This is a genomic window from Pseudomonas sp. FW300-N2F2, from assembly GCF_017351655.1.
GTDB classification, from domain to species: domain Bacteria; phylum Pseudomonadota; class Gammaproteobacteria; order Pseudomonadales; family Pseudomonadaceae; genus Aquipseudomonas; species Aquipseudomonas fluorescens_AA.
Genome location: NZ_JACNDQ010000002.1, coordinates 592,176 through 617,392, shown reverse-complemented (window position 1 = coordinate 617,392; position 25,217 = coordinate 592,176). Strand labels below are relative to the sequence as shown.

At 61.7% G+C, this 25,217-nt stretch carries 20 protein-coding genes and 5 tRNA genes; 7 read left to right on the top strand and 18 right to left on the bottom strand.

Annotated elements, in window-relative coordinates:
* Positions 1 to 36 precede the first annotated feature (36 nt).
* From leuB to leuC, 4 genes are all read right to left on the bottom strand, one after another.
* Positions 37 to 1,119, bottom strand: coding sequence for a 3-isopropylmalate dehydrogenase (gene leuB / locus J4E63_RS17425; RefSeq protein WP_060741441.1), 1,083 nt, complete (start codon positions 1,117 to 1,119; stop codon positions 37 to 39).
* Between the two features lie 66 nt (positions 1,120 to 1,185).
* Positions 1,186 to 1,950, bottom strand: coding sequence for a class I SAM-dependent methyltransferase (locus J4E63_RS17420; RefSeq protein ID WP_207282774.1), 765 nt, complete (start codon positions 1,948 to 1,950; stop codon positions 1,186 to 1,188).
* A gap of 141 nt (positions 1,951 to 2,091) precedes the next feature.
* A complete protein-coding gene (leuD, locus tag J4E63_RS17415) occupies positions 2,092 to 2,736 on the bottom strand; it encodes a 3-isopropylmalate dehydratase small subunit (RefSeq protein WP_003203864.1) in 645 nt (214 codons plus the stop codon).
* A gap of 11 nt (positions 2,737 to 2,747) precedes the next feature.
* Positions 2,748 to 4,166 (bottom strand): 3-isopropylmalate dehydratase large subunit, encoded by a 1,419-nt coding sequence (gene leuC / locus J4E63_RS17410; RefSeq protein WP_003203866.1) that lies wholly within the window; start codon positions 4,164 to 4,166, stop codon positions 2,748 to 2,750.
* Between the two features lie 157 nt (positions 4,167 to 4,323).
* Between leuC and J4E63_RS17405 the strand changes: the two genes are divergently transcribed.
* Both J4E63_RS17405 and J4E63_RS17400 read left to right on the top strand, forming a co-directional pair.
* Positions 4,324 to 5,214, top strand: coding sequence for a LysR family transcriptional regulator (locus tag J4E63_RS17405; protein ID WP_060741438.1), 891 nt, complete (start codon positions 4,324 to 4,326; stop codon positions 5,212 to 5,214).
* Between the two features lie 69 nt (positions 5,215 to 5,283).
* Positions 5,284 to 8,562: a PAS domain S-box protein gene (locus J4E63_RS17400; RefSeq protein WP_207282773.1), complete on the top strand. Its 3,279-nt coding sequence runs from the start codon at positions 5,284 to 5,286 to the stop codon at positions 8,560 to 8,562.
* A 63-nt stretch (positions 8,563 to 8,625) separates the two neighbouring features.
* Here the strand turns inward: J4E63_RS17400 and J4E63_RS17395 are convergent, their stop codons facing one another.
* The 11 genes from J4E63_RS17395 to uvrB form a co-directional block, all read right to left on the bottom strand.
* Positions 8,626 to 9,078, bottom strand: a complete 453-nt coding sequence (locus J4E63_RS17395) for an Hsp20 family protein (RefSeq protein ID WP_053123476.1) — start codon at positions 9,076 to 9,078, stop codon at positions 8,626 to 8,628.
* A gap of 119 nt (positions 9,079 to 9,197) precedes the next feature.
* Positions 9,198 to 10,157: a tRNA-dihydrouridine synthase gene (locus J4E63_RS17390; protein WP_092166931.1), complete on the bottom strand. Its 960-nt coding sequence runs from the start codon at positions 10,155 to 10,157 to the stop codon at positions 9,198 to 9,200.
* A gap of 922 nt (positions 10,158 to 11,079) precedes the next feature.
* A complete protein-coding gene (locus tag J4E63_RS17385; protein WP_207282772.1) occupies positions 11,080 to 11,529 on the bottom strand; it encodes a thioesterase family protein in 450 nt (149 codons plus the stop codon).
* A gap of 85 nt (positions 11,530 to 11,614) precedes the next feature.
* The gene (locus J4E63_RS17380; protein WP_192260862.1) at positions 11,615 to 12,448 is read right to left on the bottom strand and encodes an alpha/beta fold hydrolase; all 834 of its coding nucleotides are present in this window, start codon (positions 12,446 to 12,448) and stop codon (positions 11,615 to 11,617) included.
* 28 nt (positions 12,449 to 12,476) lie between these two features.
* Entirely contained in the window at positions 12,477 to 13,016 is a 540-nt protein-coding gene (locus J4E63_RS17375) for a TetR/AcrR family transcriptional regulator (protein ID WP_058546579.1), read from the bottom strand.
* A 181-nt stretch (positions 13,017 to 13,197) separates the two neighbouring features.
* Positions 13,198 to 13,273, bottom strand: a tRNA-Glu gene (locus tag J4E63_RS17370).
* Between the two features lie 75 nt (positions 13,274 to 13,348).
* Positions 13,349 to 13,424, bottom strand: a tRNA-Ala gene (locus J4E63_RS17365).
* Between the two features lie 53 nt (positions 13,425 to 13,477).
* Positions 13,478 to 13,553, bottom strand: a tRNA-Glu gene (locus tag J4E63_RS17360).
* A 79-nt stretch (positions 13,554 to 13,632) separates the two neighbouring features.
* Positions 13,633 to 13,708 (bottom strand) — tRNA-Ala (locus J4E63_RS17355).
* Between the two features lie 146 nt (positions 13,709 to 13,854).
* The gene (gene gltX / locus J4E63_RS17350; protein WP_041023763.1) at positions 13,855 to 15,336 is read right to left on the bottom strand and encodes a glutamate--tRNA ligase; all 1,482 of its coding nucleotides are present in this window, start codon (positions 15,334 to 15,336) and stop codon (positions 13,855 to 13,857) included.
* A 224-nt stretch (positions 15,337 to 15,560) separates the two neighbouring features.
* Entirely contained in the window at positions 15,561 to 17,576 is a 2,016-nt protein-coding gene (gene uvrB / locus J4E63_RS17345; protein WP_092204166.1) for an excinuclease ABC subunit UvrB, read from the bottom strand.
* A gap of 332 nt (positions 17,577 to 17,908) precedes the next feature.
* On the opposite strand from uvrB, the gene J4E63_RS17340 reads away from it, so the two are divergent.
* Positions 17,909 to 19,105: an amino acid aminotransferase gene (locus J4E63_RS17340; RefSeq protein ID WP_207282771.1), complete on the top strand. Its 1,197-nt coding sequence runs from the start codon at positions 17,909 to 17,911 to the stop codon at positions 19,103 to 19,105.
* Positions 19,106 to 19,319: 214 nt separating this feature from the next.
* Here the strand turns inward: J4E63_RS17340 and J4E63_RS17335 are convergent, their stop codons facing one another.
* Positions 19,320 to 19,547 carry a hypothetical protein gene (locus J4E63_RS17335; RefSeq protein ID WP_207282770.1) on the bottom strand — a complete coding sequence of 76 codons (228 nt, stop codon included), beginning with the start codon at positions 19,545 to 19,547 and terminating at the stop codon, positions 19,320 to 19,322.
* Positions 19,548 to 19,782: 235 nt separating this feature from the next.
* Here J4E63_RS17335 and J4E63_RS17330 point away from each other — a divergent pair.
* The 3 genes from J4E63_RS17330 to J4E63_RS17320 all read left to right on the top strand — a co-directional run bounded on the left by J4E63_RS17330 (position 19,783) and on the right by J4E63_RS17320 (position 20,572).
* Positions 19,783 to 19,858: transfer RNA gene (locus tag J4E63_RS17330), tRNA-Asn, on the top strand.
* Between the two features lie 247 nt (positions 19,859 to 20,105).
* Positions 20,106 to 20,300, top strand: a complete 195-nt coding sequence (locus J4E63_RS17325) for a hypothetical protein (protein ID WP_003203896.1) — start codon at positions 20,106 to 20,108, stop codon at positions 20,298 to 20,300.
* An 89-nt stretch (positions 20,301 to 20,389) separates the two neighbouring features.
* A complete protein-coding gene (locus J4E63_RS17320; protein WP_003203898.1) occupies positions 20,390 to 20,572 on the top strand; it encodes a hypothetical protein in 183 nt (60 codons plus the stop codon).
* On the opposite strand, the gene J4E63_RS17315 is transcribed toward J4E63_RS17320, so the two are convergent.
* Positions 20,569 to 21,630: an AI-2E family transporter gene (locus J4E63_RS17315; protein WP_207282769.1), complete on the bottom strand. Its 1,062-nt coding sequence runs from the start codon at positions 21,628 to 21,630 to the stop codon at positions 20,569 to 20,571. The two genes, J4E63_RS17320 and J4E63_RS17315, sit on opposite strands and share 4 nt — an antisense overlap.
* Positions 21,631 to 21,777: 147 nt before the next feature.
* Here J4E63_RS17315 and yegQ point away from each other — a divergent pair, with 147 nt between their 5' ends.
* A complete protein-coding gene (yegQ, locus tag J4E63_RS17310; RefSeq protein ID WP_207282768.1) occupies positions 21,778 to 23,103 on the top strand; it encodes a tRNA 5-hydroxyuridine modification protein YegQ in 1,326 nt (441 codons plus the stop codon).
* Positions 23,104 to 23,370: 267 nt separating this feature from the next.
* On the opposite strand, the gene J4E63_RS17305 is transcribed toward yegQ, so the two are convergent.
* A complete protein-coding gene (locus J4E63_RS17305) occupies positions 23,371 to 25,050 on the bottom strand; it encodes a methyl-accepting chemotaxis protein (protein ID WP_060741427.1) in 1,680 nt (559 codons plus the stop codon).
* Positions 25,051 to 25,217 lie beyond the last annotated feature (167 nt).

The following is a 25,217-nucleotide window of genomic DNA, read 5'->3' as shown; positions in this document are numbered from 1 at the left end:
AAAGTGGGCCACCGTCGAAGCGGTGGGCCCGAAAGATTACAGATTCCGCAGCGCGGCGACTACTGCATCGCCCATTTGCTGCGTACCGACTTTGGTACAACCTTGCGACCAGATATCACCGGTGCGCAAGCCTTGGTCCAGGACCACGCTGACGGCTTTTTCGATCGCGTCGGCGGCATCGTTCAAGTTGAAGCTGTAGCGCAGCATCATCGACACCGACAGGATGGTCGCCAACGGGTTGGCAATGCCCTGCCCGGCGATGTCCGGCGCCGAACCGTGGCACGGCTCGTACATGCCCTTGTTGTTGGCGTCAAGGGAGGCCGACGGCAGCATGCCGATGGAACCGGTGAGCATCGACGCTTCGTCGGACAGGATGTCGCCGAACATGTTGTCGGTGACGATCACGTCGAACTGCTTGGGCGCACGCACCAGTTGCATGGCGGCGTTGTCGACGTACATGTGGCTCAGCTCGATGTCCGGGTAATCCTTGGCCACCTGCTCGACCACTTCACGCCACAGTTGGCTGGAAGCCAGCACGTTGGCCTTGTCCACCGAACACAGCTTCTTGCCACGCACACGGGCCATGTCGAAGCCGACCCGGGCGATACGGCGGATTTCGCTTTCGCTGTACGGCAGGGTGTCGTAGGCCTGGCGCTCGCCATTATCCAGCTCACGGGTGCCACGCGGGGCACCGAAGTAGATACCGCCGGTCAGCTCACGCACGATGAGGATGTCCAGGCCCGAGACGATTTCCGGCTTCAGGCTCGACGCATCGGCCAGTTGCGGATAAAGAATCGCCGGACGCAGGTTGCCGAACAGGCCCAGCTGCGCGCGAATCTTCAGCAGGCCGCGCTCAGGGCGGATGTCGCGTTCGATCTTGTCCCATTTCGGGCCGCCCACGGCGCCCAGCAGCACGGCATCGGCGGCACGGGCACGGTCCAGGGTTTCGTCGGCCAGGGGCACGCCGTGCTTGTCGATGGCGGCGCCGCCGATCACGTCGTGGCTGAGTTCGAAGCCCAGGCCGTACTTGTCGTTCGCCAGCTCCAGGACCTTGACCGCCTCGGCCATGATTTCCGGGCCGATGCCGTCACCTGGGAGAATCAGAATCTGCTTGCTCATGCTTTCCTCGTTTGCTCTGTCGACACGGGCCTGGGTTGCACACCCAAGGCCTGGCCGGGAAAAATGCTATCGCTCGGCCCACAGCACCAGTACATCTGTACTGAACGAACCATCGGCCTCAATCTCAAAATATTCTCGCACTTCATCGCCCATCGAACGCTGCAGCTGGAGAATCGCCCCGCGCATCACCTCGGGCGTACGCATGCGTTCGACCCAGGAGTGGTACTCCAGGCGCAGGCGCTGGCGCGAGGTGCTGCGGGTGTGCAACCCCGCTTCGCTGACCTGGCGCAACCACTCGCCGGCCGAATAATCGCGCACATGGCTGGTATCGCGCAGCACTTCGATGCTTTGCAGGTAGGTGTCCAGCAACGGCGTACCCGGCGACAGGATGTCGATGAACGCCATCACCCCGCCCGGCTTGAGCACCCGTCGCACTTCCCGCAACGCCAGGCCCAGGTCGCTCCAATGATGCGCCGAATAACGGCTGAACACGAAGTCGAACTCAGCGTCGGCGAACGGCAGGCGCTCGGCGGCGCCCCGTACCGTGCTGATGTTGCCCAGGCCACGCTCGGCCGCTGCCGCGGTCACAACATCCAACATCTGTTGGGACAGATCGTAGGCCACCACTTCACCGGCCAGCGGCGCCACGTGGAAACTCACATGACCGGCGCCACAGCCCAGGTCCAGCACACGGGCATCGCCACGACCGGCCAACGCAGCCTGTAGCAGCGCGAACTCAGCGCCCTGGGCGTGCACGGCACTGCTCAGATAGGCCGAAGCCTGTTCACCGAATTGCTTTTGTACAACCTGACTGTGGGCGGTGTTGGTCATGGGATGTCCTTATGGTTTTTTATTGCCTGGGCGGACCCCATCGCGAGCAAGCTCGCTCCCACAGGTGTTTTGTGAACACCAAAAATCCCCTGTGGGAGCGAGCTTGCTCGCGATGAAGCCGGTACTGCCTACATCAATCCATCAAGCATCGCGAAACAACCAAGGCTGGCTCGCCCGGTGCTTGGCCTCGAACGCGGCAATCGCCTCGCCGTCCTGCAGAGTCAGGCCGATGTCATCCAGGCCGTTGAGCAGGCAATGCTTGCGGAACGCATCGATCTCGAAACCCAGCACCTTGCCATCGGGACGGGTCACCGTCTGGGCGGCCAGGTCGATCTGCAGTTGATAGCCAGGGTTGGCCTCGACCTGCTGGAACAGCTCATCCACGTCAGCATCGCTGAGGATGATCGGCAGCAAGCCGTTCTTGAAGCTGTTGTTGAAGAAGATGTCGGCGTAGCTCGGCGCGATGATGCTGCGGAAACCGTACTCTTCCAGGGCCCATGGCGCGTGCTCGCGGCTCGAACCGCAGCCGAAGTTCTCCCGGGCCAGCAACACACTGGCACCTTGGTAGCGCTCGGCGTTGAGCACGAAATCCTTGTTCAACGGCCGCTTGGAGTTGTCCTGGTACGGCTGGCCGACATCCAGGTAGCGCCATTCGTCGAACAGGTTCGGGCCGAAACCGGTGCGCTTGATGGACTTCAGGAATTGCTTGGGAATGATCTGGTCGGTGTCGACGTTGGCACGATCCAAAGGCGCGACAAGACCGGTGTGCTGGGTAAAAGCTTTCATGCTGCGCTCCTTCAGATCAATTCGCGGACGTCGACGAAACGGCCGTTGACGGCCGCCGCGGCGGCCATGGCCGGGCTCACCAGGTGCGTACGGCCACCGGCGCCCTGACGGCCTTCGAAGTTACGGTTGGAGGTGGAAGCGCAATGCTCGCCCGACTCCAGGCGGTCAGGGTTCATCGCCAGGCACATCGAGCACCCCGGCTCACGCCATTCGAAACCGGCCTCGAGGAAAATCTTGTCCAGCCCTTCCGCTTCGGCCTGGGCCTTCACCAGGCCCGAGCCCGGCACCACGATGGCCTGCTTGATGGTCGAGGCCACCTTGCGGCCCTTGGCGATCACCGCCGCGGCGCGCAGGTCTTCGATCCGCGAGTTGGTGCAGGAGCCGATGAACACGCGGTCGAGCTGGATGTCGGTGATCGCCTGGTTGGCGCTCAAGCCCATGTACTTCAAGGCACGGACGATGGAGTCGCGCTTGACCAGGTCCATTTCCTTGGCCGGATCCGGCACGTTCTGGTCCACGGCCAAGACCATCTCCGGGGAAGTGCCCCAGCTGACTTGCGGCTTGATCTGCGTCGCGTCGAGTTCGACCACCGTGTCGAACTTGGCATCGGCATCGGAGACCAGGTCTTTCCAGGCCTCGACCGCCATGTCCCATTCCGCGCCTTTGGGCGAGAACGGACGGCCCTTGACGTATTCCACGGTTTTTTCATCGGCGGCCACCAGGCCGACGCGGGCGCCGGCCTCGATGGACATGTTGCAAATGGTCATGCGGCCTTCGACGGACAAGTCGCGGATCGCGCTGCCGGCGAACTCGATGGCATGGCCGTTACCGCCGGCGGTGCCGATCTTGCCGATCACGGCCAGGACGATGTCCTTGGCGGTCACGCCGAACGGCAACTTGCCTTCGACGCGCACCAGCATGTTTTTCATTTTCTTGGCGACCAGGCACTGGGTGGCGAGCACGTGCTCGACCTCGGACGTGCCGATGCCGTGGGCCAGGGCGCCGAAAGCACCGTGGGTCGAGGTGTGCGAGTCGCCGCAGACCACGGTCATGCCAGGCAAGGTCGCACCCTGCTCCGGGCCGATGACGTGGACGATGCCTTGGCGCACATCGTTCATCTTGAATTCGACGATGCCGTATTCGTCACAATTATCGTCGAGGGTCTGGACCTGCAGGCGCGAGACCTGGTCGGCAATGGCTTCGATGCCGCCCTTGCGCTCCGGCGTGGTCGGTACGTTGTGGTCCGGGGTCGCGATGTTGGCATCGATGCGCCACGGCTTGCGCCCGGCCAGGCGCAGGCCTTCGAAGGCTTGCGGCGACGTCACTTCGTGAATGATGTGACGGTCGATGTAGATCAGCGCCGAGCCATCGTCGCGCTGCTTGACCAAATGCGAATCCCAGAGCTTGTCGTAGAGCGTTTTGCCGGCCATCAGACGGTTTCCTCATCAGCTTGTTTCTATGCCCCGGGCCTTGAACGAATCAATAACCCCTTGGCTTGTGAGGCTGATCCTATGGGGTTACATTAAATAACTCAAATTCATATTTTTCATGCTTTGCATAACCAACTGGAATCTGACCGGAACCGCCATGGACCTCGCCAACCTCAATGCCTTCATTGCCATCGCCGAGACGGGCAGTTTCTCCGGCGCCGGCGAACGCCTGCACCTGACCCAGCCGGCCATCAGCAAGCGCATTGCCGGCCTCGAACAACAACTCAAGGTGCGCCTGTTCGACCGCCTGGGCCGTGAAGTGGGCCTGACCGAGGCCGGCCGGGCCCTGTTGCCGAGGGCCTACCAGATCCTCAACGTACTGGACGACACCCGTCGCGCCCTGACCAACCTGACCGGCGAGGTGACCGGGCGCCTGACGCTCGCCACCAGCCACCACATCGGCCTGCACCGCTTGCCACCTTTATTGCGCGAGTTCACCCGGCGCTATCCCCAGGTGGCGCTGGATATCCAGTTCCTGGATTCGGAAGTCGCCTACGAAGAAATCCTCCATGGCCGCGCGGAACTGGCCGTCATCACCCTAGCCCCCGAGCCCCACACGCTGGTACGGGCCACGCCAGTGTGGGACGACCCCCTGGATTTCGTGGTCGCCCCGGAGCATGCGTTGCTGGAAAACAGCGCGGTGAGCCTGGCGGACATTGCCTTGCATCCGGCGGTGTTCCCGGGGGGCAACACCTTTACCCACCACATCGTGCAACGGTTGTTCGAGGCCCAGGGCCTGACGCCAAACATCGCCATGAGCACGAATTATCTGGAAACCATAAAGATGATGGTTTCCATCGGCCTGGCCTGGAGCGTTCTGCCGCGCACCATGCTCGACGAACAAGTCGCGCGCATTCCTTTGCCGGGCATACAGCTCAGTCGCCAGCTAGGCTATATCTTGCACACCGAACGGACGCTATCGAATGCCGCACGGGCTTTCATGGCCTTACTGGACGCACAAATCGATTTGCCAGGGACAAAGGCATAGGTTGTGCCGCGCCTGTAGGGCCTTGAATGCTTGTGTTTAACGCCCAAAACCGCTCAAGGCTCGCTAGAAATGCCCAAACCTGCTGACCATCTCCCGCCCCTGCCGCGCATTCAGGCGCTCGACCCGAAGCGGTCCGAGCAAAGCTGGGACAGCGCGCCACAGTTGCTGGCCGCCCTGAACGGTGCGCGGCTGGGCGCCTGGTCGTGGGACATCGACAGCGGCCAGATCAGCTGGTCCCGCGGCACCCAGGCGTTGTTCGGCTTCGATCCGCGCCAACCGTTGCCGGCGGACGTGGACTACCTCGACCTGCTGTTGCCCGAAGACCGGGCCAGGGCCGTGCGCGCCTTTCACGCGGCAGTGGCCGGAGCGCCGGTGGAACAGGCGATGCATCACCGCATCGTCTGGCCCGACGGCAGCCTGCACTGGCTGGAAATCAGTGGCAGCGTGCTACCCGACAAGCACGGCCGGCCGCGCATGATCGGGGTGATTCGTGAAATCACCCATCAGCGCGAGCGGGAACAGGCGCTGCGCAGCTCGGAAAAACGCTTCGCCACGCTCTTTCATCTGTGCCCGAACATGGTCTTGCTGACCCGCCAGGAAGACGGGCTGATCAGCGAGGCCAACCAGTACTTCGAAAGCCTGTTCGGTTGGCCGGTGCATGACGTGATCGGCCGTACCACCCTGGAGCTGGGCCTGTGGGTTGACCCCAGGCAGCGGGCGAAACTGGTGGAGGCAACCAAGGCCAAGGGTGAACTGGTCAGCATGGAGGTGGAGTTCCGGGCCAGCAACGGCCAGATTCATAACGGCATTCTGAGTGCGCAGAAAGTCGAGCTCGAAGGCCAGCCGTACCTGCTGAGCACCTTCCTCGACACCACCGAGCGCAAGCTCGCCGAACAGGCCCTCAAGGACAGCCAGGAACGCCTGGACCTGGCCCTCGACTCGGCGCAACTGGGCACCTGGGACTGGCACATTCCCAGCGGCATGCTCTACGGCTCGGCCCGGGCCGCGCAGCTCCATGGCCTGGAACCCAAGCCGTTCCACGAATCATTCGATGCGTTTTTCGAGGGGGTTCCCACAGAAGAGCGCAACAACATGCGCAACGCCTATCGCAGCCTGCGGGAAGGCCCGGCGGGCAACTATCAATTGACCTACCGCGTGCAACTGCCCGACGGCACCTCGCGCTACCTGGAAAGCCGCGCCCGCCTCTACCGCAACGATGACGGCAGCCCCTTGCGCATGGCCGGGACCTTGCTGGACATCACCGACCAGGTGGAGCGCGAACAAAGCCTGGCCGCCTCGGAAGAGAAATTCGCCACGCTGTTCCAGGTCAGTCCCGACCCGATCTGCGTCACCCACCAGGACAGCGGGCGCTTCCTCGAGATCAACTCCAGTTTCACCCAGACCTTTGGCTGGACCACCAACGACGTGATTGGCCTCAGCGCCGACGAAATCGGCCTCTGGGGTGGCTCGGGCAGCAGTCTGCAACGCATCGAACGGGTGATCCGCGAACAATCTCTGAACAATGTCGCCATCGTCGTTCACCACAAGAACGGCCAGCCATTGACCTGTGTGATTTCCAGCCGGCAAATCAACGTCGGCAACCAGCCGTGCATCGTCACGACCTTGCGCGACATCACGCAGCAGCAACGCTCCGAAGCCGCCCTCAAGGCCAGTGAAGAGAAATTCGCCAAGGCGTTTCATTCCAGCCCCGACGCCATCACCATCACCGAACACCAAAGCGGTCGCTACCTTGAGGTCAACGACGGCTTCTGCCGGTTGACCGGCTACCGCGCCGACGAAGTGATAGGGCATACGGTCTACGAGGTAGGGATCTGGGCCGAAGAAAAACAGCGCGCCGCCCTGCTGGCCGAATTGCAACTCAAGGGCCGCGTGCACCACCAAGAGATGCTCGGGCGCAATAAACGTGGGGAAATCCTAACGGTGGAGGTCTCGGTCGAGCCCATCACCCTCAATGAAACCGAGTGCCTGCTGCTGACCGCCCGAGACGTGAGCCTGCTGCGCAACGCCGAAGCCCAGATCCGCCACCTGGCCTACCACGACTCGCTGACCAACCTGCCCAACCGGGCCTTGCTGATGGACCGCCTGAGCCAGCAGATCGCCCTGCTCAAGCGTCACAACTTGCGCGGCGCCCTGCTGTTTCTCGACCTGGACCACTTCAAGCACATCAACGATTCCCTCGGCCACCCGGTGGGCGATACCGTACTGAAAATCATCACTGCACGCCTGGAAGCCAGCGTACGCCTGGAAGACACCGTGGCGCGACTGGGTGGCGATGAGTTCGTGGTGCTGCTCAGCGGCCTGGAGGGCTCGCGCAGCGAGGTCAGCAAGCAAGTGCAGGCCCTGGCCGACACCCTGCGTGAACTGCTCTCGGAACCGATGTTTCTCGATGGCCAGCGACTGCAGGTCACGCCGAGCATCGGTATCGCGTTGATCCCCGACCACGGCTCCACCCCCACCGATTTGCTCAAGCGCGCCGACATTGCGCTGTATCGCGCCAAGGACTCGGGACGCAACACCTCGCAGATGTTCCACACCACCATGCAAAAAGCCGCCAGCGAACGGTTGCGCATGGAAACCGACCTGCGCCTGGCCCTGGCCCGTGGCGAGTTCAGCGTGCATTTCCAGCCTCAGGTCGATGCCCGGGACAACCGCATCATCGGCGCCGAAGCCTTGGTGCGCTGGCATCACCCGGACCTCGGCGCCCAATCGCCCAACGAATTCATCAAAGTGCTGGAGGACAGTGGCCTGATCCTCGAAGTCGGGACCTGGATCCTCGATGAAGCCTGCGACGGCTTCAAGCAACTGATCGCCAAGGGCAAGATCGATCCGCAGCAATTCAGCCTGTGCGTGAACATCAGCCCACGACAATTCCGCCAGAGCGACTTCGTCGAACGCATCGAAAGCAGCCTGGCCACCCACGGCCTGCCCTGCTCGCTGCTGAAACTGGAGATCACCGAAGGCATCGTGATCCAGAACCTGGACGACACCATCGCCAAGATGCGCCGGCTCAAGAAGCTGGGGGTGAGCTTCGCCATGGACGATTTCGGCACCGGTTATTCGTCGCTGACCTACCTCAAGCGCCTGCCGGTGGACACGCTGAAAATCGACCAGTCATTCGTGCGCGACGCCACCAGCGACCCCAACGACGCCGAAATCATCCGCGCCATCGTCGCCATGGCCCGCAGCCTCAACCTGGTAATGATCGCCGAAGGCGTGGAGACCCTGGAGCAATTGCATTTTTTGCAAGGGCTTGATTGCCATTTGTACCAGGGTTACCTGCACAGCCGGCCGTTGCCGCTGGAGGCGTTTGAGCGGTTGTTGCCATAGTGGGAGCCTCCCCACAGATATGAAAAAGGGCGCCATCAGGCGCCCTTTTTCAGTTGCGATGCATCAGTTTTGCAGCGCGGGTTGCTGCTGCGCACCGTTGATCGGGATGCGCTTGGCTTTCGCCTCTTCCGGAACCACTCGCAACAGGTCGATGCTCAACAGACCGTTACGCAGGCCGGCGGACTTGATCTCGATATGATCGGCCAACCGGAAGGACAGCTTGAACGCACGCTGGGCAATGCCCTGGTGCAGGAAGGTAACGCTGTCGTTGCTGGCTTCACGCTTGCCGCCACTGATGGTCAGCACACCTTTTTCCACTTGCAGGTCCAGGTCTTCTTCCTGGAACCCGGCGGCGGCGACCACGATGCGGTATTCGTCATCACCATGTTTTTCCACGTTGTAGGGTGGATAGCTGCTGCCTGGTTCGTTGCGCAGGGCGGTTTCGAACAAGTCGTTGAAGCGATCGAAGCCTACCGAAGAACGGAACAGAGGGGCCAGCGAAAATGCAGTACTCATGATTCAAATCTCCTGAAAAATTCAGCAAGTTTTTTTGTCTCCGCGACCCGAATTCGGCATCGCGTAACCCCTATCTAGGGTCCGCCAAAAACTTTTCAAGAGGTTTTTTCGAATTTTTTTCAGGCCGCTTCGGTGCGCTGAACACCCAATAAATGCCCCACCGCGTCCAGGTCGGTTTCCCGGCGTAGCGCGGTAAACAGCTCCACCGCTTCGGGGTAATTGCGGGTCAGCATCGCCAGCCACTGCTTCAACCGGCCCGGGGCCTGGCGCGGCGTCAACTGTTCGACCACTTGCTGCCAAAAATCATGGAGCATCGGCTGCAACTCGGCCCAGGACATCTCGACCACGTCCTCGCCAGCCCGGGCGGCGGCGATCTGCCGGGCCAGGTCAGGGCGGGAAACGAGGCCGCGACCGAGCATGATGTCTTCGACACCGCTGATTTCGCGGCAACGGCGCCAATCCTCCACGCTCCAGATATCGCCATTGGCGAACACCGGCACCTTGACCACTTCCTGCACGCGGGGGATCCACTCCCAATGGGCCGGAGGCTTGTAGCCATCGACCTTGGTCCGCGCATGCACCACGATGTGCGCCGCGCCGCCTTCGGCCAACGCCGTGGCACAGACCAGGGCGCCATCCGGGCTATCGAAACCCAGGCGCATCTTGGCGGTGACGGGGATGTGTTTCGGCACCGCGCGGCGCACGTGTTCGACGATTTCGTTGAGCAGTTCCGGCTCCTTGAGCAACACTGCCCCGCCCCGGGATTTGTTCACGGTCTTGGCCGGGCAACCGAAATTGAGGTCGATCACCTCTGAGCCCAACTCGCACGCCAACGCCGCGTTTTCCGCCAGGCACACCGGATCGGAGCCGAGCAACTGCACCCGCAACGGCACGCCGGCAGCGGTCTGGGCACCGGTCAGCAACTCAGGGGCGAGCTTATGGAAATAGGCCGGCGTGAGCAGCCGATCGTTGACGCGGATGAACTCGGTGACACACCAGTCGATACCGCCAACACGGGTCAGGACGTCCCGCAGGATGTTGTCGACCAACCCCTCCATGGGCGCCAGGGCAATTTGCATGGAAACACACACTCAACAAAAAAACGTGCGGCAGTTTACCGGATTTTGCCCATGACATCGGAATTCACCATCAATCCCTGTGGGAACTGAGCTTGCTCGCGATGGCGGTGAGTCAGCTTGCGCAAATGTTGGATGTATCGCCGCTATCGCGAGCAAGCTCGCTCCCACACGGGTTCCAGGGCGTTCATGGAATCGAAGTCCACCACCAATCCCTGTGGGAGCCGAGCTTGCTCGCGATGGCGGTGGGTCAGCTTGCGCAAATGTTGAATGTATCGCCGCTATCGCGAGCAAGCTCGCTCCCACACGGGTTCCAGGGCGTTCATGGAATCGAAGTCCACCACCAATCCCTGTGGGAGCCGAGCTTGCTCGCGATGGCGGTGGGTCAGCTTGCGCAAATGTTGAATGTATCGCCGCTATCGCGAGCAAGCTCGCTCCCACACGGGTTCCAGGGCGTTCATGGAATCGAAGTCCACCACCAATCCCTGTGGGAGCCGAGCTTGCTCGCGATGGCGGTGGGTCAGCTTGCGCAAATGTTGAATGTATCGCCGCTATCGCGAGCAAGCTCGCTCCCACACGGGTTCCAGGGCGTTCATGGAATCGAAGTCCACCACCAATCCCTGTGGGAGCCGAGCTTGCTCGCGATGGCGGTGGGTCAGCTTGCGCAAATGTTGAATGTATCGCCGCTATCGCGAGCAAGCTCGCTCCCACACGGGTTCCAGGGCGTTCATGGAATCGAAGTCCACCACCAATCCCTGTGGGAGCCGAGCTTGCTCGCGATGGCGGTGGGTCAGCTTGCGCAAATGTTGAATGTATCGCCGCTATCGCGAGCAAGCTCGCTCCCACACGGGCTCCAGGGCGTTCATGGAATCGAAATCCACCACCAATCCCTGTGGGAACTGAGCTTGCTCGCGATGGCGGTGGGTCAGTCCACGAGGATGCCAGACGGTTCCAGGGCGGGGCCATACCCCTCGATGAATTCCGGCGGCATGCGCTTGGGCCGGCCAGTGGACAGTTCGATGCAGACGAAAGTGGTCTGGGCCCGCAGCAACGTGGCGTTGTCGCTGGGACGGACCAACTGGAAATGCCGGGTCATTTTCAGGCGCTGATCCCAGTCGACGATCCAGGTCGCCAATTGCAGTTCGTCGCCTTCATAGGCGGCCGCCAGGTAATCGATTTCATGCCGCACCACCGCCATGGCCCGGTCCAGGCGTCGATACTCCACCAGATCCAGGCCCAGGCGCTGGGAATGGCGCCAGGCACAGCGCTCCAGCCAAGTGACGTATACCGCGTTGTTGGCGTGGCCCAGCCCGTCGATGTCTTCGGCATTGACCTGAAGATCAATGATGAATGGCGTTGCCCGATCCCAGCCCATGCCCCTCTCCCGGTCGAATTTGGATCGGGGCAGTGTAACGGATCCGAGCTCGACCGCCATCGCGGGCAAGCCTTGCTCCCACCGCTCAAGCCGATTGCCGCGCTTGCAGGCTGCGACCGGCCAACAGTGATAACACCCCATCAATGACCCGAGGATCGGCCAGCACCCGCTGATGCCCGCCCTGTGGCAGTCGCAGCAGCCGACTGTCGAACCAGGCCTCATGAATCAATTGCGACTCCTTGACCGAGACCGATGTGTCGTCCTCGGCATGGACGATCAACCCCGGCACGTCCAACTGGTAATGCGCCACATCCATCTTCGAGGCGGGCATGCCCACGTCGCTTTCCACCTGGCGAATGAAGGCCGAACGCGCCTTGGGCGGCAGGCCCATCATCCGGGAGAAACCGCGCAGCACCCCAAGAATGCGAGCGGGCGCGGCGATGCTGACCAGCGTCTCGGTACGCAACCCCAACTGGACCGCCAGCATGGCGCTGGCACCGCCCATGGAATGCCCGATCACCGCCTGCAACGGCGGCAGCTCGGCGGCGGCTTCGAGCATGGCCCTGGCGAACAACAGGACATTCGCCTCGCGACCCGGCGAACGACCATGGGCCGGACCGTCCAGCGCCACGACCGTGTAACCGGCGCCCACCAGGGCCGTGATCAGCGCCGCGAACTGGGTCGGCCGCCCCTCCCAACCGTGCATCAACAAGACCGCCGGGCCTTTGCCCCAGCGCAAGGCCGAGAGACCGAAACGCAAGGTAATACGCTCGGACGTGGCCAGCAACGGCAGTTCCCAATCCCGCGGCGGCAAGTTTCGAGGGCGCATGAACAGCGAACGCATCTGCTTCGCCACCAGGCGCGGAGCCACCCAGCCAAGCGTGCCATTGACACTACGTATCCAGCTCAACCTGTCCATCGCTCATCTCCAGGGCTCGCGCCTCAGCTCAACGCACCGCCGACTTGGCGGCGCGCAGCAAACGATCCGATAACTCTCCTGGGCCCAATGCCCGCGCCAGGGCCAGGCCACCGACCATCAAGGCGATGTCGGCCAGTGCCTTGTCGGCGTCCTCCGGGCTGGCCGCCAATTGCGCGACCATCAACTCGATATGCTCATTGAGCACCTCACGAAACGCATCCGGCAGTCGCCCGAGTTCGCCGACCGACGCCGGAATCGGGCAGGCTTGCTCGGTGGAGTCGCGGTGCTTTCGGGACAGATAGAACGCGGCGACCAACGCCCGCCGCTCCTCGCCTGTCAGCTCACCGTCCATATCGGCGATCAAGCCGCGGCGCCGATTGAGCAATTGCTTGAAGGCCTCCAGCATCAAGGCATCCTTGCTTTCGAAATGGGCGTAAAAGCCGCCCACCGTCAGCCCGGCCGCGCCCATCACCTCGCCCACGCTTGGCTCCGCCGGCCCACGCTGGATCAGCGCATCGCTGGCGGCCTTGAGAATGCGTTCACGGGTTTGTGCCTTTTTATCGCTCATCGTCGCCTCCGAATATTACGACTGAAATATTATCTATGTAATAATTTTCCGCAAGCGGAAATTTTCACCGCTGGTCAGAAGACTTTTTCAAAGGATAAGGGAATTGGCCAAACGCCAGACAAACAAAAGGGCCATTCAAGAATTGAATGACCCTTATAAAATCCCGCAGAGCGGGTAATCGTGGCGTCCCCTAGGGGACTCGAACCCCTGTTACCGCCGTGAAAGGGCGGTGTCCTAGGCCACTAGACGAAGGGGACACAAACCTTCTAACTTGATCAGCGCTGAGAACTGATCGATTCAAGGCCGGTGTGGCCAAACCTTGAACCTGTAATTGGTGGAGCTAGACGGGATCGAACCGTCGACCTCTTGCATGCCATGCAAGCGCTCTCCCAGCTGAGCTATAGCCCCGGATTTTTCGCCTCGCGGCGGAGCGACATCTTGCAACATCGCTTCTGTAAAACTGGCGTCCCCTAGGGGACTCGAACCCCTGTTACCGCCGTGAAAGGGCGGTGTCCTAGGCCACTAGACGAAGGGGACGCAAACCCTTCTATACAACTGATCAACGCTGAGTGTTGATCGCTTCAAGACCGGTGTGGCCAGGCCTTGAAGTGTAAATTGGTGGAGCTAGACGGGATCGAACCGTCGACCTCTTGCATGCCATGCAAGCGCTCTCCCAGCTGAGCTATAGCCCCTCATCGCTGAGGACGGGGCGAATCTTAAGGGCGTATCGGAGGGCTGTCAAATTTATTTTCAACAAATATGAAAATTTTTTGCCGGGATAACAATCACTTACCGACAAACCCCGGAAAACCGGGGTATGTCCTGCCTCATCGAGCGCTTACGCGATCGCGCCCAGCAGTTTTTCCCACTCCTTGTTCTCCTTCTTCGACACGCCACCGAGCAGATCGATGGCCTGGCGCAGGCGGAAACGGGTCAGGTCCGGCCCGAGAATTTCCATCGCATCGAGCACCGACACCGAACTGGCCTGGCCGGTAATGGCGGCGAACATCAGCGGCATGGCATCGCGCAGTTTCAACTCCAGGGATTCGACCACGGCCTGGATGGTCGCGGTGATGCTGTCCTTCTCCCACTGACGCAGGCTTTCGAGCTTCCACAGGATCAGTTGCATCAACTGGCGTACCTGGTCGCCGGAGAGCTTCTTGGACTCGAACAACTTCGCGTCCGGCGTCACGCCACCGGCAAAGAAGAAGCCGGCCAGCGGAGCGATCTGGCTGAAGGTCTCTACCCTGCCCTGCACATGGGGCGCGATCTTCATCATGTACTCAGGGTTCAACGCCCACTTCTGCACACGTGCGGCGAACTCTTCCACCGGCAGGTCCCGCAGCCACTGGCCGTTGAGCCAAGACAGTTTCTCGATATCGAAGATCGGCCCGCCCAGGGAGACCCGCGACAGGTCGAAATGCTCGACCATTTCCTGCAGCGAGAACTTCTCGCGCTCGTCCGGCATCGACCAGCCCATGCGCCCCAGGTAGTTGAGCATCGCCTCGGGCATAAAGCCCATGCGCTCGTAGAACGTCACCGAGGTCGGGTTCTTGCGCTTGGACAGCTTGCTCTTGTCCGGGTTACGCAGCAGCGGCATGTAGCACAGCTGCGGTTGTTCCCAGCCGAAGTATTCGTAGAGCAGGATCAGTTTCGGTGCCGACGGCAGCCATTCTTCACCGCGCAATACGTGGGTGATGCCCATCAGGTGATCGTCGACCACGTTGGCCAGGAAGTACGTCGGCAGGCCGTCGGTCTTCATCAGCACTTGCATGTCCATGCGATCCCATGGGATCTCGACATCGCCACGCAGCATGTCCGGCACCACGCAGACGCCTTCGCTCGGCACTTTCATGCGGATCACATGGGGCTCGCCGGCCGCCAGGCGACGGGCGACTTCTTCCTTGGACAGCAGCAGCGCCCGGCCGTCATAGCGTGGGGTTTCGCCGCGGGCCATTTGCTCGGCGCGCATCTGGTCCAGCTCTTCGGCGGTGCAGAAACACGGGAACGCATGCCCCATGTCCACCAACTGCTGGCAATACTGCTTGTAGATGTCGCCACGCTCGCTCTGACGGTACGGACCGTGCGGGCCGCCGACGTCCGGGCCTTCGCTCCAGTCGATCCCCAACCAGCGCAAGGCATCGAAGATCTGTTGCTCGGACTCGCGGGTCGAACGCAACTGGTCGGTGTCCTCGATCCGCAGGATGAACTCGCCGCCGTGCTGCTTGGCAAAGCAATAGTTGAACAAAGCGATGTAGGCGGTGCCGACATGGGGATCGCCAGTGGGCGAAGGCGCGATGCGGGTGCGGACGGTGGTCATGGCATGTCTCGGAAAGAATATAAAAGCGAAGATCAAACAGGGGGCGAATGGTAACAGGCGATGGCGGGCGGGCTCCAGTGAGAGCGGGATTTGTGTGGCCAGTCGTCAGACCGAGTCGCGCCCATCGCGAGCAAGCTCGCTCCCACAGTTCGATCGAGCCACCCAATGATCCCCTGTGGGAGCGAGCTTGCTCGCGATGAGGCCCTTAAGGTCGCCACACAACCTCAGACAGTCAGCAACCGCTCCCGCAACTTGCCAATCTCATCACGCAATTGCGCCGCCGCTTCGAACTCCAGGTCCCGGGCCAGCTGGTACATTTTCTCTTCCAGTTGCCGGATGCGCTTGGTGATTTCGCTCGGGGAGCGCAGTTCGGCCTCGTAGCGGGCGCTCTCTTCGGCCGCCTTGGCCATGCCCTTGCGCTTCTTGCTGCGCGAGCCTGGCACGGTGGCGCCCTCCATGATGTCGGCGACATCCTTGAACACGCCCTTGGGGGTGATGCCATTGGCCAGGTTGAAGGCGATCTGCTTGTCACGACGGCGCTCGGTCTCGCCGATGGCCCGCTCCATGGAGCCGGTAATGCGGTCAGCGTACAGAATCGCCCGGCCGTTCAGGTTACGCGCCGCGCGACCGATGGTCTGGATCAACGAGCGCTCGGAGCGCAGGAAACCTTCCTTGTCGGCATCGAGAATCGCCACCAGCGACACTTCCGGCATGTCCAGGCCTTCGCGCAGCAGGTTGATGCCCACCAGCACATCGAAGGTGCCCAGGCGCAGGTCGCGGATGATCTCGACCCGCTCCACCGTGTCGATGTCCGAGTGCAGGTAACGCACCCGCACGCCATGGTCGGCCAGATAATCGGTGAGGTCTTCGGCCATGCGCTTGGTCAGCGTGGTGACCAGCACCCGCTCCTCCACGGCCACGCGCTTGCTGATTTCCGAGAGCAGATCGTCCACCTGGGTCAGCGCCGGACGCACCTCGACTTGCGGGTCCACCAGCCCGGTCGGTCGCACCACTTGCTCGACCACCCGCCCGGCATGCTCGGCTTCGTAGTTGCCAGGGGTGGCCGAGACAAAAATCGTCTGCGGGCTCACACTTTCCCATTCGTCGAAGCGCATCGGCCGGTTATCCAGCGCCGAAGGCAAGCGGAAACCGTATTCCACCAGGGTTTCCTTGCGCGAACGGTCGCCTTTGTACATCGCGCCGACCTGGGGCACGCTGACGTGGGATTCGTCGATCACCAGCAAGGCATCGGCCGGCAGATAGTCATACAAGGTCGGCGGTGGCGCACCCGCCGGGCGTCCCGACAGGTAGCGCGAGTAGTTTTCGATGCCGTTGCAGTAGCCCAGCTCCAGGATCATCTCCAGGTCGAACCGGGTCCGTTGCTCCAGACGTTGGGCTTCCACCAGCTTGTTGTTCGAACGCAGGTACTCCAGGCGCTCCTGCAACTCGGCCTTGATCCCCTCGATGGCGTCCAGCAGGGTTTCCCGCGGCGTCACGTAGTGGCTCTTGGGGTAGAAGGTGAAGCGTGGCAACTTGCGGATCACTTCGCCGGTCAGCGGATCGAACGCCGAAAGACTCTCCACTTCATCGTCGAACAGTTCGATGCGGATCGCTTCCAGGTCCGATTCCGCCGGGTAGATGTCGATGACATCGCCCCGTACCCGGAAGGTCGCCCGGGCAAAATCCATGTCGTTGCGGGTGTACTGCAAGTCCGCCAGGCGCCGTAGCAAGGCGCGCTGGTCGAGTTTGTCGCCGCGATCCACGTGCAGCACCATCTTCAGGTAGGTTTCCGGGCTGCCCAGGCCGTAGATGCACGACACCGTGGTGACGATGATCGCGTCCTTGCGCTCGAGCAGCGCCTTGGTGGCCGACAGGCGCATCTGTTCGATGTGGTCGTTGATCGAGGCGTCCTTCTCGATGAAGGTGTCCGACGATGGCACGTAGGCCTCGGGCTGGTAGTAGTCGTAGTAGGAAACGAAGTACTCCACGGCGTTGTTCGGGAAAAACGCCTTGAACTCACCGTACAGCTGCGCCGCCAGGGTCTTGTTCGGCGCCAGGACCAGGGTCGGGCGCTGCACCTGGGCGATCACGTTGGCAATGCTGAAGGTCTTGCCCGAGCCGGTCACACCGAGCAACGTCTGGTGCGCCAGCCCGGCCTCGATGCCTTCGACCATCAGGCGGATGGCTTCCGGCTGATCGCCGGCGGGCTGGAAGCGGGTGACTAGCTGGAATTCAGACATGACATAACCTCTGGATTCACCCCTGTCGGCCAGCCGACAGGAACGAGAAAGACCGAAACGACGGGTGTCGCCCGAGGAAAAAGCTGGGATGCACACAATGTGGAGGTGAATGCCTTCGCTTTCAAGACGAACGTCCTACACGCCTTGAAGACTTTGACGCGGCGAGAAGACTAACGGTCGAAAAAAATCGAAAAAACTTGGCCTAAAAGCCGAATCGCCTGTCGCCGTGCCGGGTGATGGCCTCTATACTAGCTCCCCGTTTGTGCACCGCTCTAGTGCATTCGGCTGGAGCGTCACACGTCCCCTCATTCTCCATTCAGAGCCGCGCACTAATGAGCCTGTTTTCCGCTGTCGAATTGGCACCCCGCGACCCCATCCTGGGCCTCAACGAAGCTTTCAACGCCGACACCCGTACCAATAAGGTCAACCTGGGTGTGGGTGTTTACTGCAACGAGGAGGGGCGCATTCCACTCCTGCGCGCCGTGGTCGAGGCCGAGACGATTCGCGTGGCTCAGCACGTTTCCCGTGGCTACCTGCCAATCGACGGCATCGCCGCCTACGACCAGGCTGTGCAGACCCTGCTGTTCGGCAAGGATTCGCCTCTGATCGCCTCCGGTCGCGTCATCACCGCCCAAGCCGTGGGCGGCACTGGCGCACTGAAGATCGGTGCCGACTTCCTCAAGCAACTGCTGCCTGAGGCGGTCGTGGCCATCAGCGACCCGAGCTGGGAGAACCACCGTGCCCTGTTCGAGACCGCCGGCTTCCCGGTGCAGAACTACCGCTACTACGATGCCGCCACCCACGACGTGAACCGCAGCGGCCTGCTGGAAGACCTCAACGCCCTGCCCGATCGCTCGATCGTTGTGCTGCATGCCTGCTGCCACAACCCGACCGGCGTGGACCTGAACCCGGAAGACTGGAAAAACGTGCTGGCCGTGGTCAAGGCCAAGAACCACGTACCGTTCCTGGACATGGCCTACCAGGGCTTTGGCGCCGGTATCGACGAAGACGCGGCGGCCGTGCGCCTGTTCGCCGAATCGGGGCTGACCTTCTTTGCCTCCAGCTCGTTCTCCAAGTCGTTCTCGCTGTACGGCGAGCGCGTCGGCGCCCTGTCGATCGTCAGCGAATCGAAAGAAGAAAGTGCCCGTGTGCTGTCCCAGGTCAAGCGCGTGATCCGCACCAACTACTCCAACCCGCCCACCCATGGCGCCAGCATCGTCGCCGCCGTGCTCAACAGCCCGGAGCTGCGGGCACAGTGGGAAGCCGAACTGGCCGAAATGCGCCTGCGCATTCGCGGCATGCGCGACCAGATGGTCGACATGCTGGCCAAGGCCGCCCCGCAGCACGACTTCAGCTTCGTCGCCCGTCAGAGCGGGATGTTCTCCTACTCCGGCCTGAGCGTTGAACAAGTGACGCGCCTGCGCAACGAGTTCGGCATCTACGCCCTGGACACCGGCCGCATCTGCGTGGCCGCGCTGAACCAGAACAACATCGATGCGGTGACCAAGGCTATTGTTCAGGTGATCTGAAGGTCGTTGGAATGAAGAACGGGAAGCCATGGCTTCCCGTTTTTTTGAGTGCTCACACCGACCCGTGGCGAGGGAGCTTGCTCCCGCTGGGCTGCGAAGCAGCCCTAAAGCCCCTCACCTCGGTGTGTCAGATGGATGGGGGCTGACATTTTCCAGGGCCGCTGCGCTGCCCAGCGGGAGCAAGCTCCCTCGCCACAAAAGCACCAGATCGAAACTACAACTCCGCCGCCCGCTGACTCGCCGCATCGTCATAGATGACATACAACGACTCGGCCACCTGGCTCTTGATCGCCTTGGTACTTTCCAGCCCCAGGACAAAACCCTCGGCCTTGCCGCCGGCACGGTTCAGTTCTTCGGCCGTGCTCGCCTGGGCGATGGCGTCGTACAGTTTCTCGGCGTGCGGCCCCACACCCTTGGGCAAACTGATCTGGGCGGTGCTCACAAGCACACCTCGGCGCAACGGGCTGTGTGAAGTGGTAACAGGTGGTTCATGGCGCGTACCTCAATGTCGGCGAATGGCCGGCAGCGCGTCCAACCACTTCCGGGCAACCATGGTAGCCCTCTCCCGCCCTTGCGGTAACTGCCAATCGCTGATTGAGCGTCAATGGGCATCAGGAATGCGCCGTTCGCCAATAGACGCTTGACTTCTCTTTTCCAATCAGTAACATACGCGCCATTCCGCGATAGCTCAGTTGGTAGAGCAAGTGACTGTTAATCACTGGGTCCCTGGTTCGAGTCCAGGTCGTGGAGCCAGACAGCAACACCAAAAAGCCCCTGAATCGAAAGATCCAGGGGCTTTTTTGTGGGCGAAAAACAGGTGGATGGCCATATAAGTCTGGCCGAGGTCGCTGCCGGAACAATAATCCGGCGCCAAAAAGGCAATATGGTCCGGATCCTGCTTTCTTTTTCCGACAACCCAAGCTGTCACGTGAGCGTCATGACAGGGCCGCAAACTGGCACTGTCCGCCAACAACAGCTTCAAAACAACAAGGACGAAGGTATGCCCACACAAAACCCTCACCGCATTGTCGGCCTGTGCACCTCCAGCAAGGTGTACAACGTACTGACCGAACTCAAGCAACTGGAAGGCCACCGCAGCGCCAAGTTCCTTTCCCTGCTGGCGGAAAACCTGGTCCGCAAGGGCCTGCTCAACGAGCAGGAAGTGGTGCACATGCTCGATCTGGTCGTCGATTGAGCGGCATCGATTCCTACTATTGAGCCAGTTGATTTTCCGTCCTTCCCCCCGAGCCGTAAGGTAACCCCATCGATTGATGGAGGTTTCCCATGCCCAAGGTTCAAATCATGTCTGTCATTGGCAGCGCCGTCCCCGCCCCACTCCGGGAGCTCGGGTTGCTGGCCTGCTGGTACCTGGTGCAGGACGGCGTGACCATCAGCGGCCCGCTGACTTCACTGCCCGCCGCCCAGGCACTGTCGCAACGCATCGGGCCCTACCTGTTGAGCGCCTAGGGCAACTGCACACGCGGCGTGCTTTCGACGAACAAGGCCCAACAGGACATGAACAGCGCGGCGATCAGCGGCCCGATCACGAAGCCGTTCAGCCCGAACACTGCCAGCCCGCCCAGTGTCGAGACCAGCACCATGTAGTCGGGCATCTTGGTGTCCTTGCCCACCAGGATCGGCCGCAGGAAATTGTCCACCAGGCCAATCACGAACACCCCGAACAGCGTCAGCACCACGCCCTGCCAGATCGCCCCCGAGAGCAGGAAATACACTGCCACCGGTGCCCAGACCAGGCCCGCCCCCACCGCCGGCAACAACGACAGGAACGCCATCAGCACCGCCCAGGGCAATACGGTCGGAATCCCCAGGATCCAGAAAATCAGCCCACCCAGCGCACCTTGGCTGATGGCGACCAGCAGGTTGCCTTTCACCGTGGCCCGTACCACCCGATTGAATTTCAACTGCAGGCGGCGCTTTTGATGTTCCCCCAGGGGAACGGCCATGCGCACTTTGCGCACCAGTTCCGCACCGTCGCGCAGAAAGAAGAACAGCAGATAGATCATCACGAAAAAGCTGACCAGGAACTGAAAGGTGCCCTGGCCGAAACTGAAGGCCTGGGTGGCGAAGAACTCGCTGCCCTGCATTGCGCTCTTGACGATCTTGTCGCGCAAGCCGTTCAGGTTGCCCAGGCCGAAGCGGTCCAGCAGGTGCTGGAAGTACGGTGGTAAGGCATCCTTGAAGCGGGCCAGGTAATCGGCAATGTCCAGCTCGCCGCTTTCCAGGCTCTTGTACAACGCCGCGCCTTCCTGGACCAACAACGTACTGATGATGATCACCGGCAAGATCGCGCAGACCACACAGATGCTCAACGTGACCAGCGAGGTGACATTGCGGTGCCAGCCGAACTTCACCTGCAAGCGGCGCTGCATCGGCGCAAAGACGATACCCAGGATGACCGCCCAGAACACCGCGCCGTAAAATGGCAGCAGAATCCAGATGAAGGCGACCGTGACCAGCACCAGGAGCAACATCTGGGCTTTGTTTTGCAGCATCTTTCGATTCATCAGCTTTCCATGTCCAAAGGCGGGATACACATTAGTCCGCCAGGACTCGCCGGAGTGCCTTCACGTTTGCGCTGCACATTGATTCAGGTCAATGAGGCCTGGCCGACCCTGGCGTAGCCTCCCCGCTTTTTGCGACCTGACCCCACCATGACCCTCGCCGCCCCCGAACTGCTGGCACCCGCTGGCACCCTGAAAAACATGCGCTATGCCTTCGCCTACGGTGCCGATGCGGTGTACGCCGGCCAGCCGCGCTACAGCCTGCGGGTGCGCAACAACGAATTCGACCACGCGAACCTGGCCTTGGGCATTGCCGAGGCCCAGGCCATGGGCAAGCGCTTCTACGTAGTGGTGAACATCGCCCCGCACAACGCCAAGCTGCGCACGTTCCTCAAGGACCTGGAACCGGTGATCGCCATGGCGCCGGACGCGCTGATCATGTCCGACCCGGGGTTGATCATGCTGGTTCGCCGGCATTTTCCACAGATGCCAATCCATCTGTCGGTACAGGCCAATACGGTGAACTGGGCGAGCGTCGAGTTCTGGCAGCAGCAGGGTTTGAGCCGGATCATCTTGTCCAGGGAATTGTCCCTGGAGGAAATCGCCGAGATCCGCGAGCAGGTGCCGGCCATGGAGCTGGAAGTGTTCGTCCATGGGGCGCTGTGCATGGCCTACTCCGGACGCTGCTTGCTCTCGGGTTACATGAACAAGCGTGATGCCAACCAGGGCAGTTGCACCAATGCCTGTCGCTGGAAGTACTCGGCTCAACCGGCGGTGGAAAACGTCGTGGGCGACATTGTGCAAAGCTATCAACCCGAACCGACCTTGGGCCTCGGCGCGCCCACCGACCAGGTGTTTCTGCTCCAGGAAGCCAACCGCCCGGACGCCTCCCTGCCGGCCTTCGAGGACGAGCACGGCACCTACATCATGAATGCCAAGGACCTGCGGGCCGTGCAGCACGTCGAGCGCCTGGCGCGCATGGGCGTGCATTCGTTGAAGATCGAAGGCCGGACCAAGTCGCACTTCTATTGCGCGCGCACCACCCAGGTGTATCGCCGGGCCATCGATGACGCGGTGGCCGGTCGGGAATTCGATCGCAGCCTGATGACCGACCTGGAGTCCCTGGCCCAGCGTGGCTACACCGAAGGTTTTCTACGGCGCCACGTGCACGACGAATACCAGAACTACCAGAACGGCAGCTCAGTCTCGGAGCGCCAGCAGTTCGTCGGCGAACTGACCGGCGAGCGGCGCGAACGCCTGGCTGAAGTGCGGGTCAAGAACCGCTTCAGCCTGGGCGATCACATGGAACTGATGACCCCCAAGGGCAACTTCCACTTCGACCTGCACCAATTGCAGAACATCAACGGCAAGAGCATAGAGGTGGCACCGGGGGATGGGCATGTGGTGTACGTGCCGATCCCGGATGCGGTGGATCTGCGGTTTGGGTTGTTGATGCGGGATGTGCGTGAGCCGTAGCACTGGCGCTGATCCAGGTGCCGCAGAACAACTGTGGGAGCGAGCTTGCTCGCGATAGCGGTGTGTCAGCCAAATGAATACTGCTGATCTGACGCTATCGCGAGCAAGCTCGCTCCCACAGGTTTTTGTTGTGTTAGCGCCTGTTGAGCCCGGCAGAAACTGCCGAAGGCTGCGATCCTTCTTTCCCGATAAGACCCGGTTGCCCAGGTGAAAACATCTGGATCGAGAGCGAAAGATCGCAGCCTTCGGCAGCTCCTGAGGGTCAGGTCAGATCCGGAACTGCCCCACCAATTTGCCCAGGCGCTGGCCCAGGTCGGCCAGGCTGCGGGAGGTCTGGGCGCCGAGTTGGGTTTCGTCGGCGACGCTGTCCACGGCCACGGCGATCTGATGCACGCTGCGGTTGATTTCCTCGGCAACCGCGGTCTGTTCTTCCGCGGCGCTGGCGATCTGGGCGTTCATCGAGTTGATGGTGCCGATCAACTGCGCCATGGTGTCGAGGGAGGCGCCCGCCTCGTTTGCCCGCTCCGAGGTGCCATCGCCGGCCTCACTGGAACGGCGCATCGCTTCCACCGCCGCGTGGGTGCCGGATTGCAGACGGTCGATCATGCCCTGGATTTCCTGGGTACTCTGCTGGGTCCGGCTGGCCAGGGCCCGCACTTCATCGGCCACCACCGCGAACCCACGCCCCGCCTCACCGGCACGCGCGGCCTCGATGGCGGCGTTGAGGGCCAGCAGGTTGGTCTGCTCGGCGATCGAACGAATCACCCCGAGCACACTGACAATCGAGGCCACGTCCTGCTGCAGGCTGTCCAGGGACACGCCGCTGCTGCGGATATCGTTCACCAACGCATGAATCTGCTGGATGCTGCCGGCCACCACGCGCTTGGCGGACTGGCCTTCTTCGTCGGTCTGCTGGGCCGCGACGGCGGCGCCCTGGGCACTGCGGGCGACTTCCTGGGCAGCCGAGGACATCTCGTTGATCGCCGTGGCAACCTGATCGGTTTCGTGGCGCTGACGTTCCATGGCTTGCTCGGAGCGCTGGGCCTGCTCGGAAACTTGCGTCACCAGGCCGGTCAGTTGCGAAGTCATGTCGGTGATCTGCCGTACCAGGCCATGGATCTTGTCGACGAAGCGGTTGAACGAACCGGCCAGTTGGCCAAGCTCGTCCTGGCTGGTGATGGTCAACCGACGGGTCAAGTCACCCTCGCCCGCGGCGATGTCGTCGAGATTGTCCTTCATCAGGTGCAGGGGACGCAGGATCGTGTTGGCGAGCACCAGGCCCACCACCGCAATCACCAGCAACACCACTGCGGCGATCCCGACGATGCTCAAGATCACGCCTTGCAGGCGATCGTGGACCTTGGCCTCCACCAGTGCCACCTGGGCTTCGATACCATCCAGGTTGACCGAGCTACCGACCGCGAGGTCCCACTTGGGCAGGTATTCGGTGTAGCCAAGCTTGGGCACCAGGTCATTGCTGCCGGGCAATGGCGAGCTGTATTCCAGATAATGCGTTCCGTCCTTGGCGACTTTCACCAGGTCACGGTTGACGTAGACACCGTTCGGGTCGCGGTTGTCCTTGAAACTCTTGCCCACGCCATCGGGGCTGTTGGCCTTGAACAGACGAATGGTCTCGGAGTCGTAGCCGAAGAAGTAGCCGTCCTTGCCATAGCTGATATTCGACAGCAGCTTGATCGCCTGGGCACGCGCCTCGTTATCGCCAGGCGCGGCGGCATCGTAGAGCGGCTTGATGGCGGTGAGGCCCACCGCCACGTAGTTCTGCAGCGTGGCCTTGGCCTCGCTGAGCAGGCGTTCGCGGGTCTGCTGGACCTCTTTGCTAGCTTGCTCCTTCAAGATGAAAGCCGTGGTCAGGCTGATGATCACGGCGGACAGCAATACCGGCAGTATCGCAAGGGACAGGACTTTAGCCTTCAGGCTCAGGCGCATGCTGTTCACTCTTGTAGGTGTTATTGGCGTGGTTAGCTGTATTAACGGCACCGCACGGCAAAACTGTAGGACAAGGTGAGCGGTCCGTTGGCAGGGTCACTGAATTCAAGGGCCTCATCGCGAGCAAGCTCGCTCCCACAGGGTTCGGCGGCGTCCACAATGCTTGT

What these genes read in the sequence shown, in the direction of transcription:
- leuB (WP_060741441.1), bottom strand. Translation starts at nt 1,119, where the DNA reads ATGAGCAAGCAGATTCTGATTCTCCCAGGTGACGGCATCGGCCCGGAA.
- J4E63_RS17420 (WP_207282774.1), bottom strand. Translation starts at nt 1,950, where the DNA reads ATGACCAACACCGCCCACAGTCAGGTTGTACAAAAGCAATTCGGTGAA.
- leuD (WP_003203864.1), bottom strand. Translation starts at nt 2,736, where the DNA reads ATGAAAGCTTTTACCCAGCACACCGGTCTTGTCGCGCCTTTGGATCGT.
- leuC (WP_003203866.1), bottom strand. Translation starts at nt 4,166, where the DNA reads ATGGCCGGCAAAACGCTCTACGACAAGCTCTGGGATTCGCATTTGGTC.
- J4E63_RS17405 (WP_060741438.1), top strand. Translation starts at nt 4,324, where the DNA reads ATGGACCTCGCCAACCTCAATGCCTTCATTGCCATCGCCGAGACGGGC.
- J4E63_RS17400 (WP_207282773.1), top strand. Translation starts at nt 5,284, where the DNA reads ATGCCCAAACCTGCTGACCATCTCCCGCCCCTGCCGCGCATTCAGGCG.
- J4E63_RS17395 (WP_053123476.1), bottom strand. Translation starts at nt 9,078, where the DNA reads ATGAGTACTGCATTTTCGCTGGCCCCTCTGTTCCGTTCTTCGGTAGGC.
- J4E63_RS17390 (WP_092166931.1), bottom strand. Translation starts at nt 10,157, where the DNA reads ATGCAAATTGCCCTGGCGCCCATGGAGGGGTTGGTCGACAACATCCTG.
- J4E63_RS17385 (WP_207282772.1), bottom strand. Translation starts at nt 11,529, where the DNA reads ATGGGCTGGGATCGGGCAACGCCATTCATCATTGATCTTCAGGTCAAT.
- J4E63_RS17380 (WP_192260862.1), bottom strand. Translation starts at nt 12,448, where the DNA reads ATGGACAGGTTGAGCTGGATACGTAGTGTCAATGGCACGCTTGGCTGG.
- J4E63_RS17375 (WP_058546579.1), bottom strand. Translation starts at nt 13,016, where the DNA reads ATGAGCGATAAAAAGGCACAAACCCGTGAACGCATTCTCAAGGCCGCC.
- gltX (WP_041023763.1), bottom strand. Translation starts at nt 15,336, where the DNA reads ATGACCACCGTCCGCACCCGCATCGCGCCTTCGCCCACTGGCGATCCC.
- uvrB (WP_092204166.1), bottom strand. Translation starts at nt 17,576, where the DNA reads ATGTCTGAATTCCAGCTAGTCACCCGCTTCCAGCCCGCCGGCGATCAG.
- J4E63_RS17340 (WP_207282771.1), top strand. Translation starts at nt 17,909, where the DNA reads ATGAGCCTGTTTTCCGCTGTCGAATTGGCACCCCGCGACCCCATCCTG.
- J4E63_RS17325 (WP_003203896.1), top strand. Translation starts at nt 20,106, where the DNA reads ATGCCCACACAAAACCCTCACCGCATTGTCGGCCTGTGCACCTCCAGC.
- J4E63_RS17320 (WP_003203898.1), top strand. Translation starts at nt 20,390, where the DNA reads ATGCCCAAGGTTCAAATCATGTCTGTCATTGGCAGCGCCGTCCCCGCC.
- J4E63_RS17315 (WP_207282769.1), bottom strand. Translation starts at nt 21,630, where the DNA reads ATGAATCGAAAGATGCTGCAAAACAAAGCCCAGATGTTGCTCCTGGTG.
- yegQ (WP_207282768.1), top strand. Translation starts at nt 21,778, where the DNA reads ATGACCCTCGCCGCCCCCGAACTGCTGGCACCCGCTGGCACCCTGAAA.
- J4E63_RS17305 (WP_060741427.1), bottom strand. Translation starts at nt 25,050, where the DNA reads ATGCGCCTGAGCCTGAAGGCTAAAGTCCTGTCCCTTGCGATACTGCCG.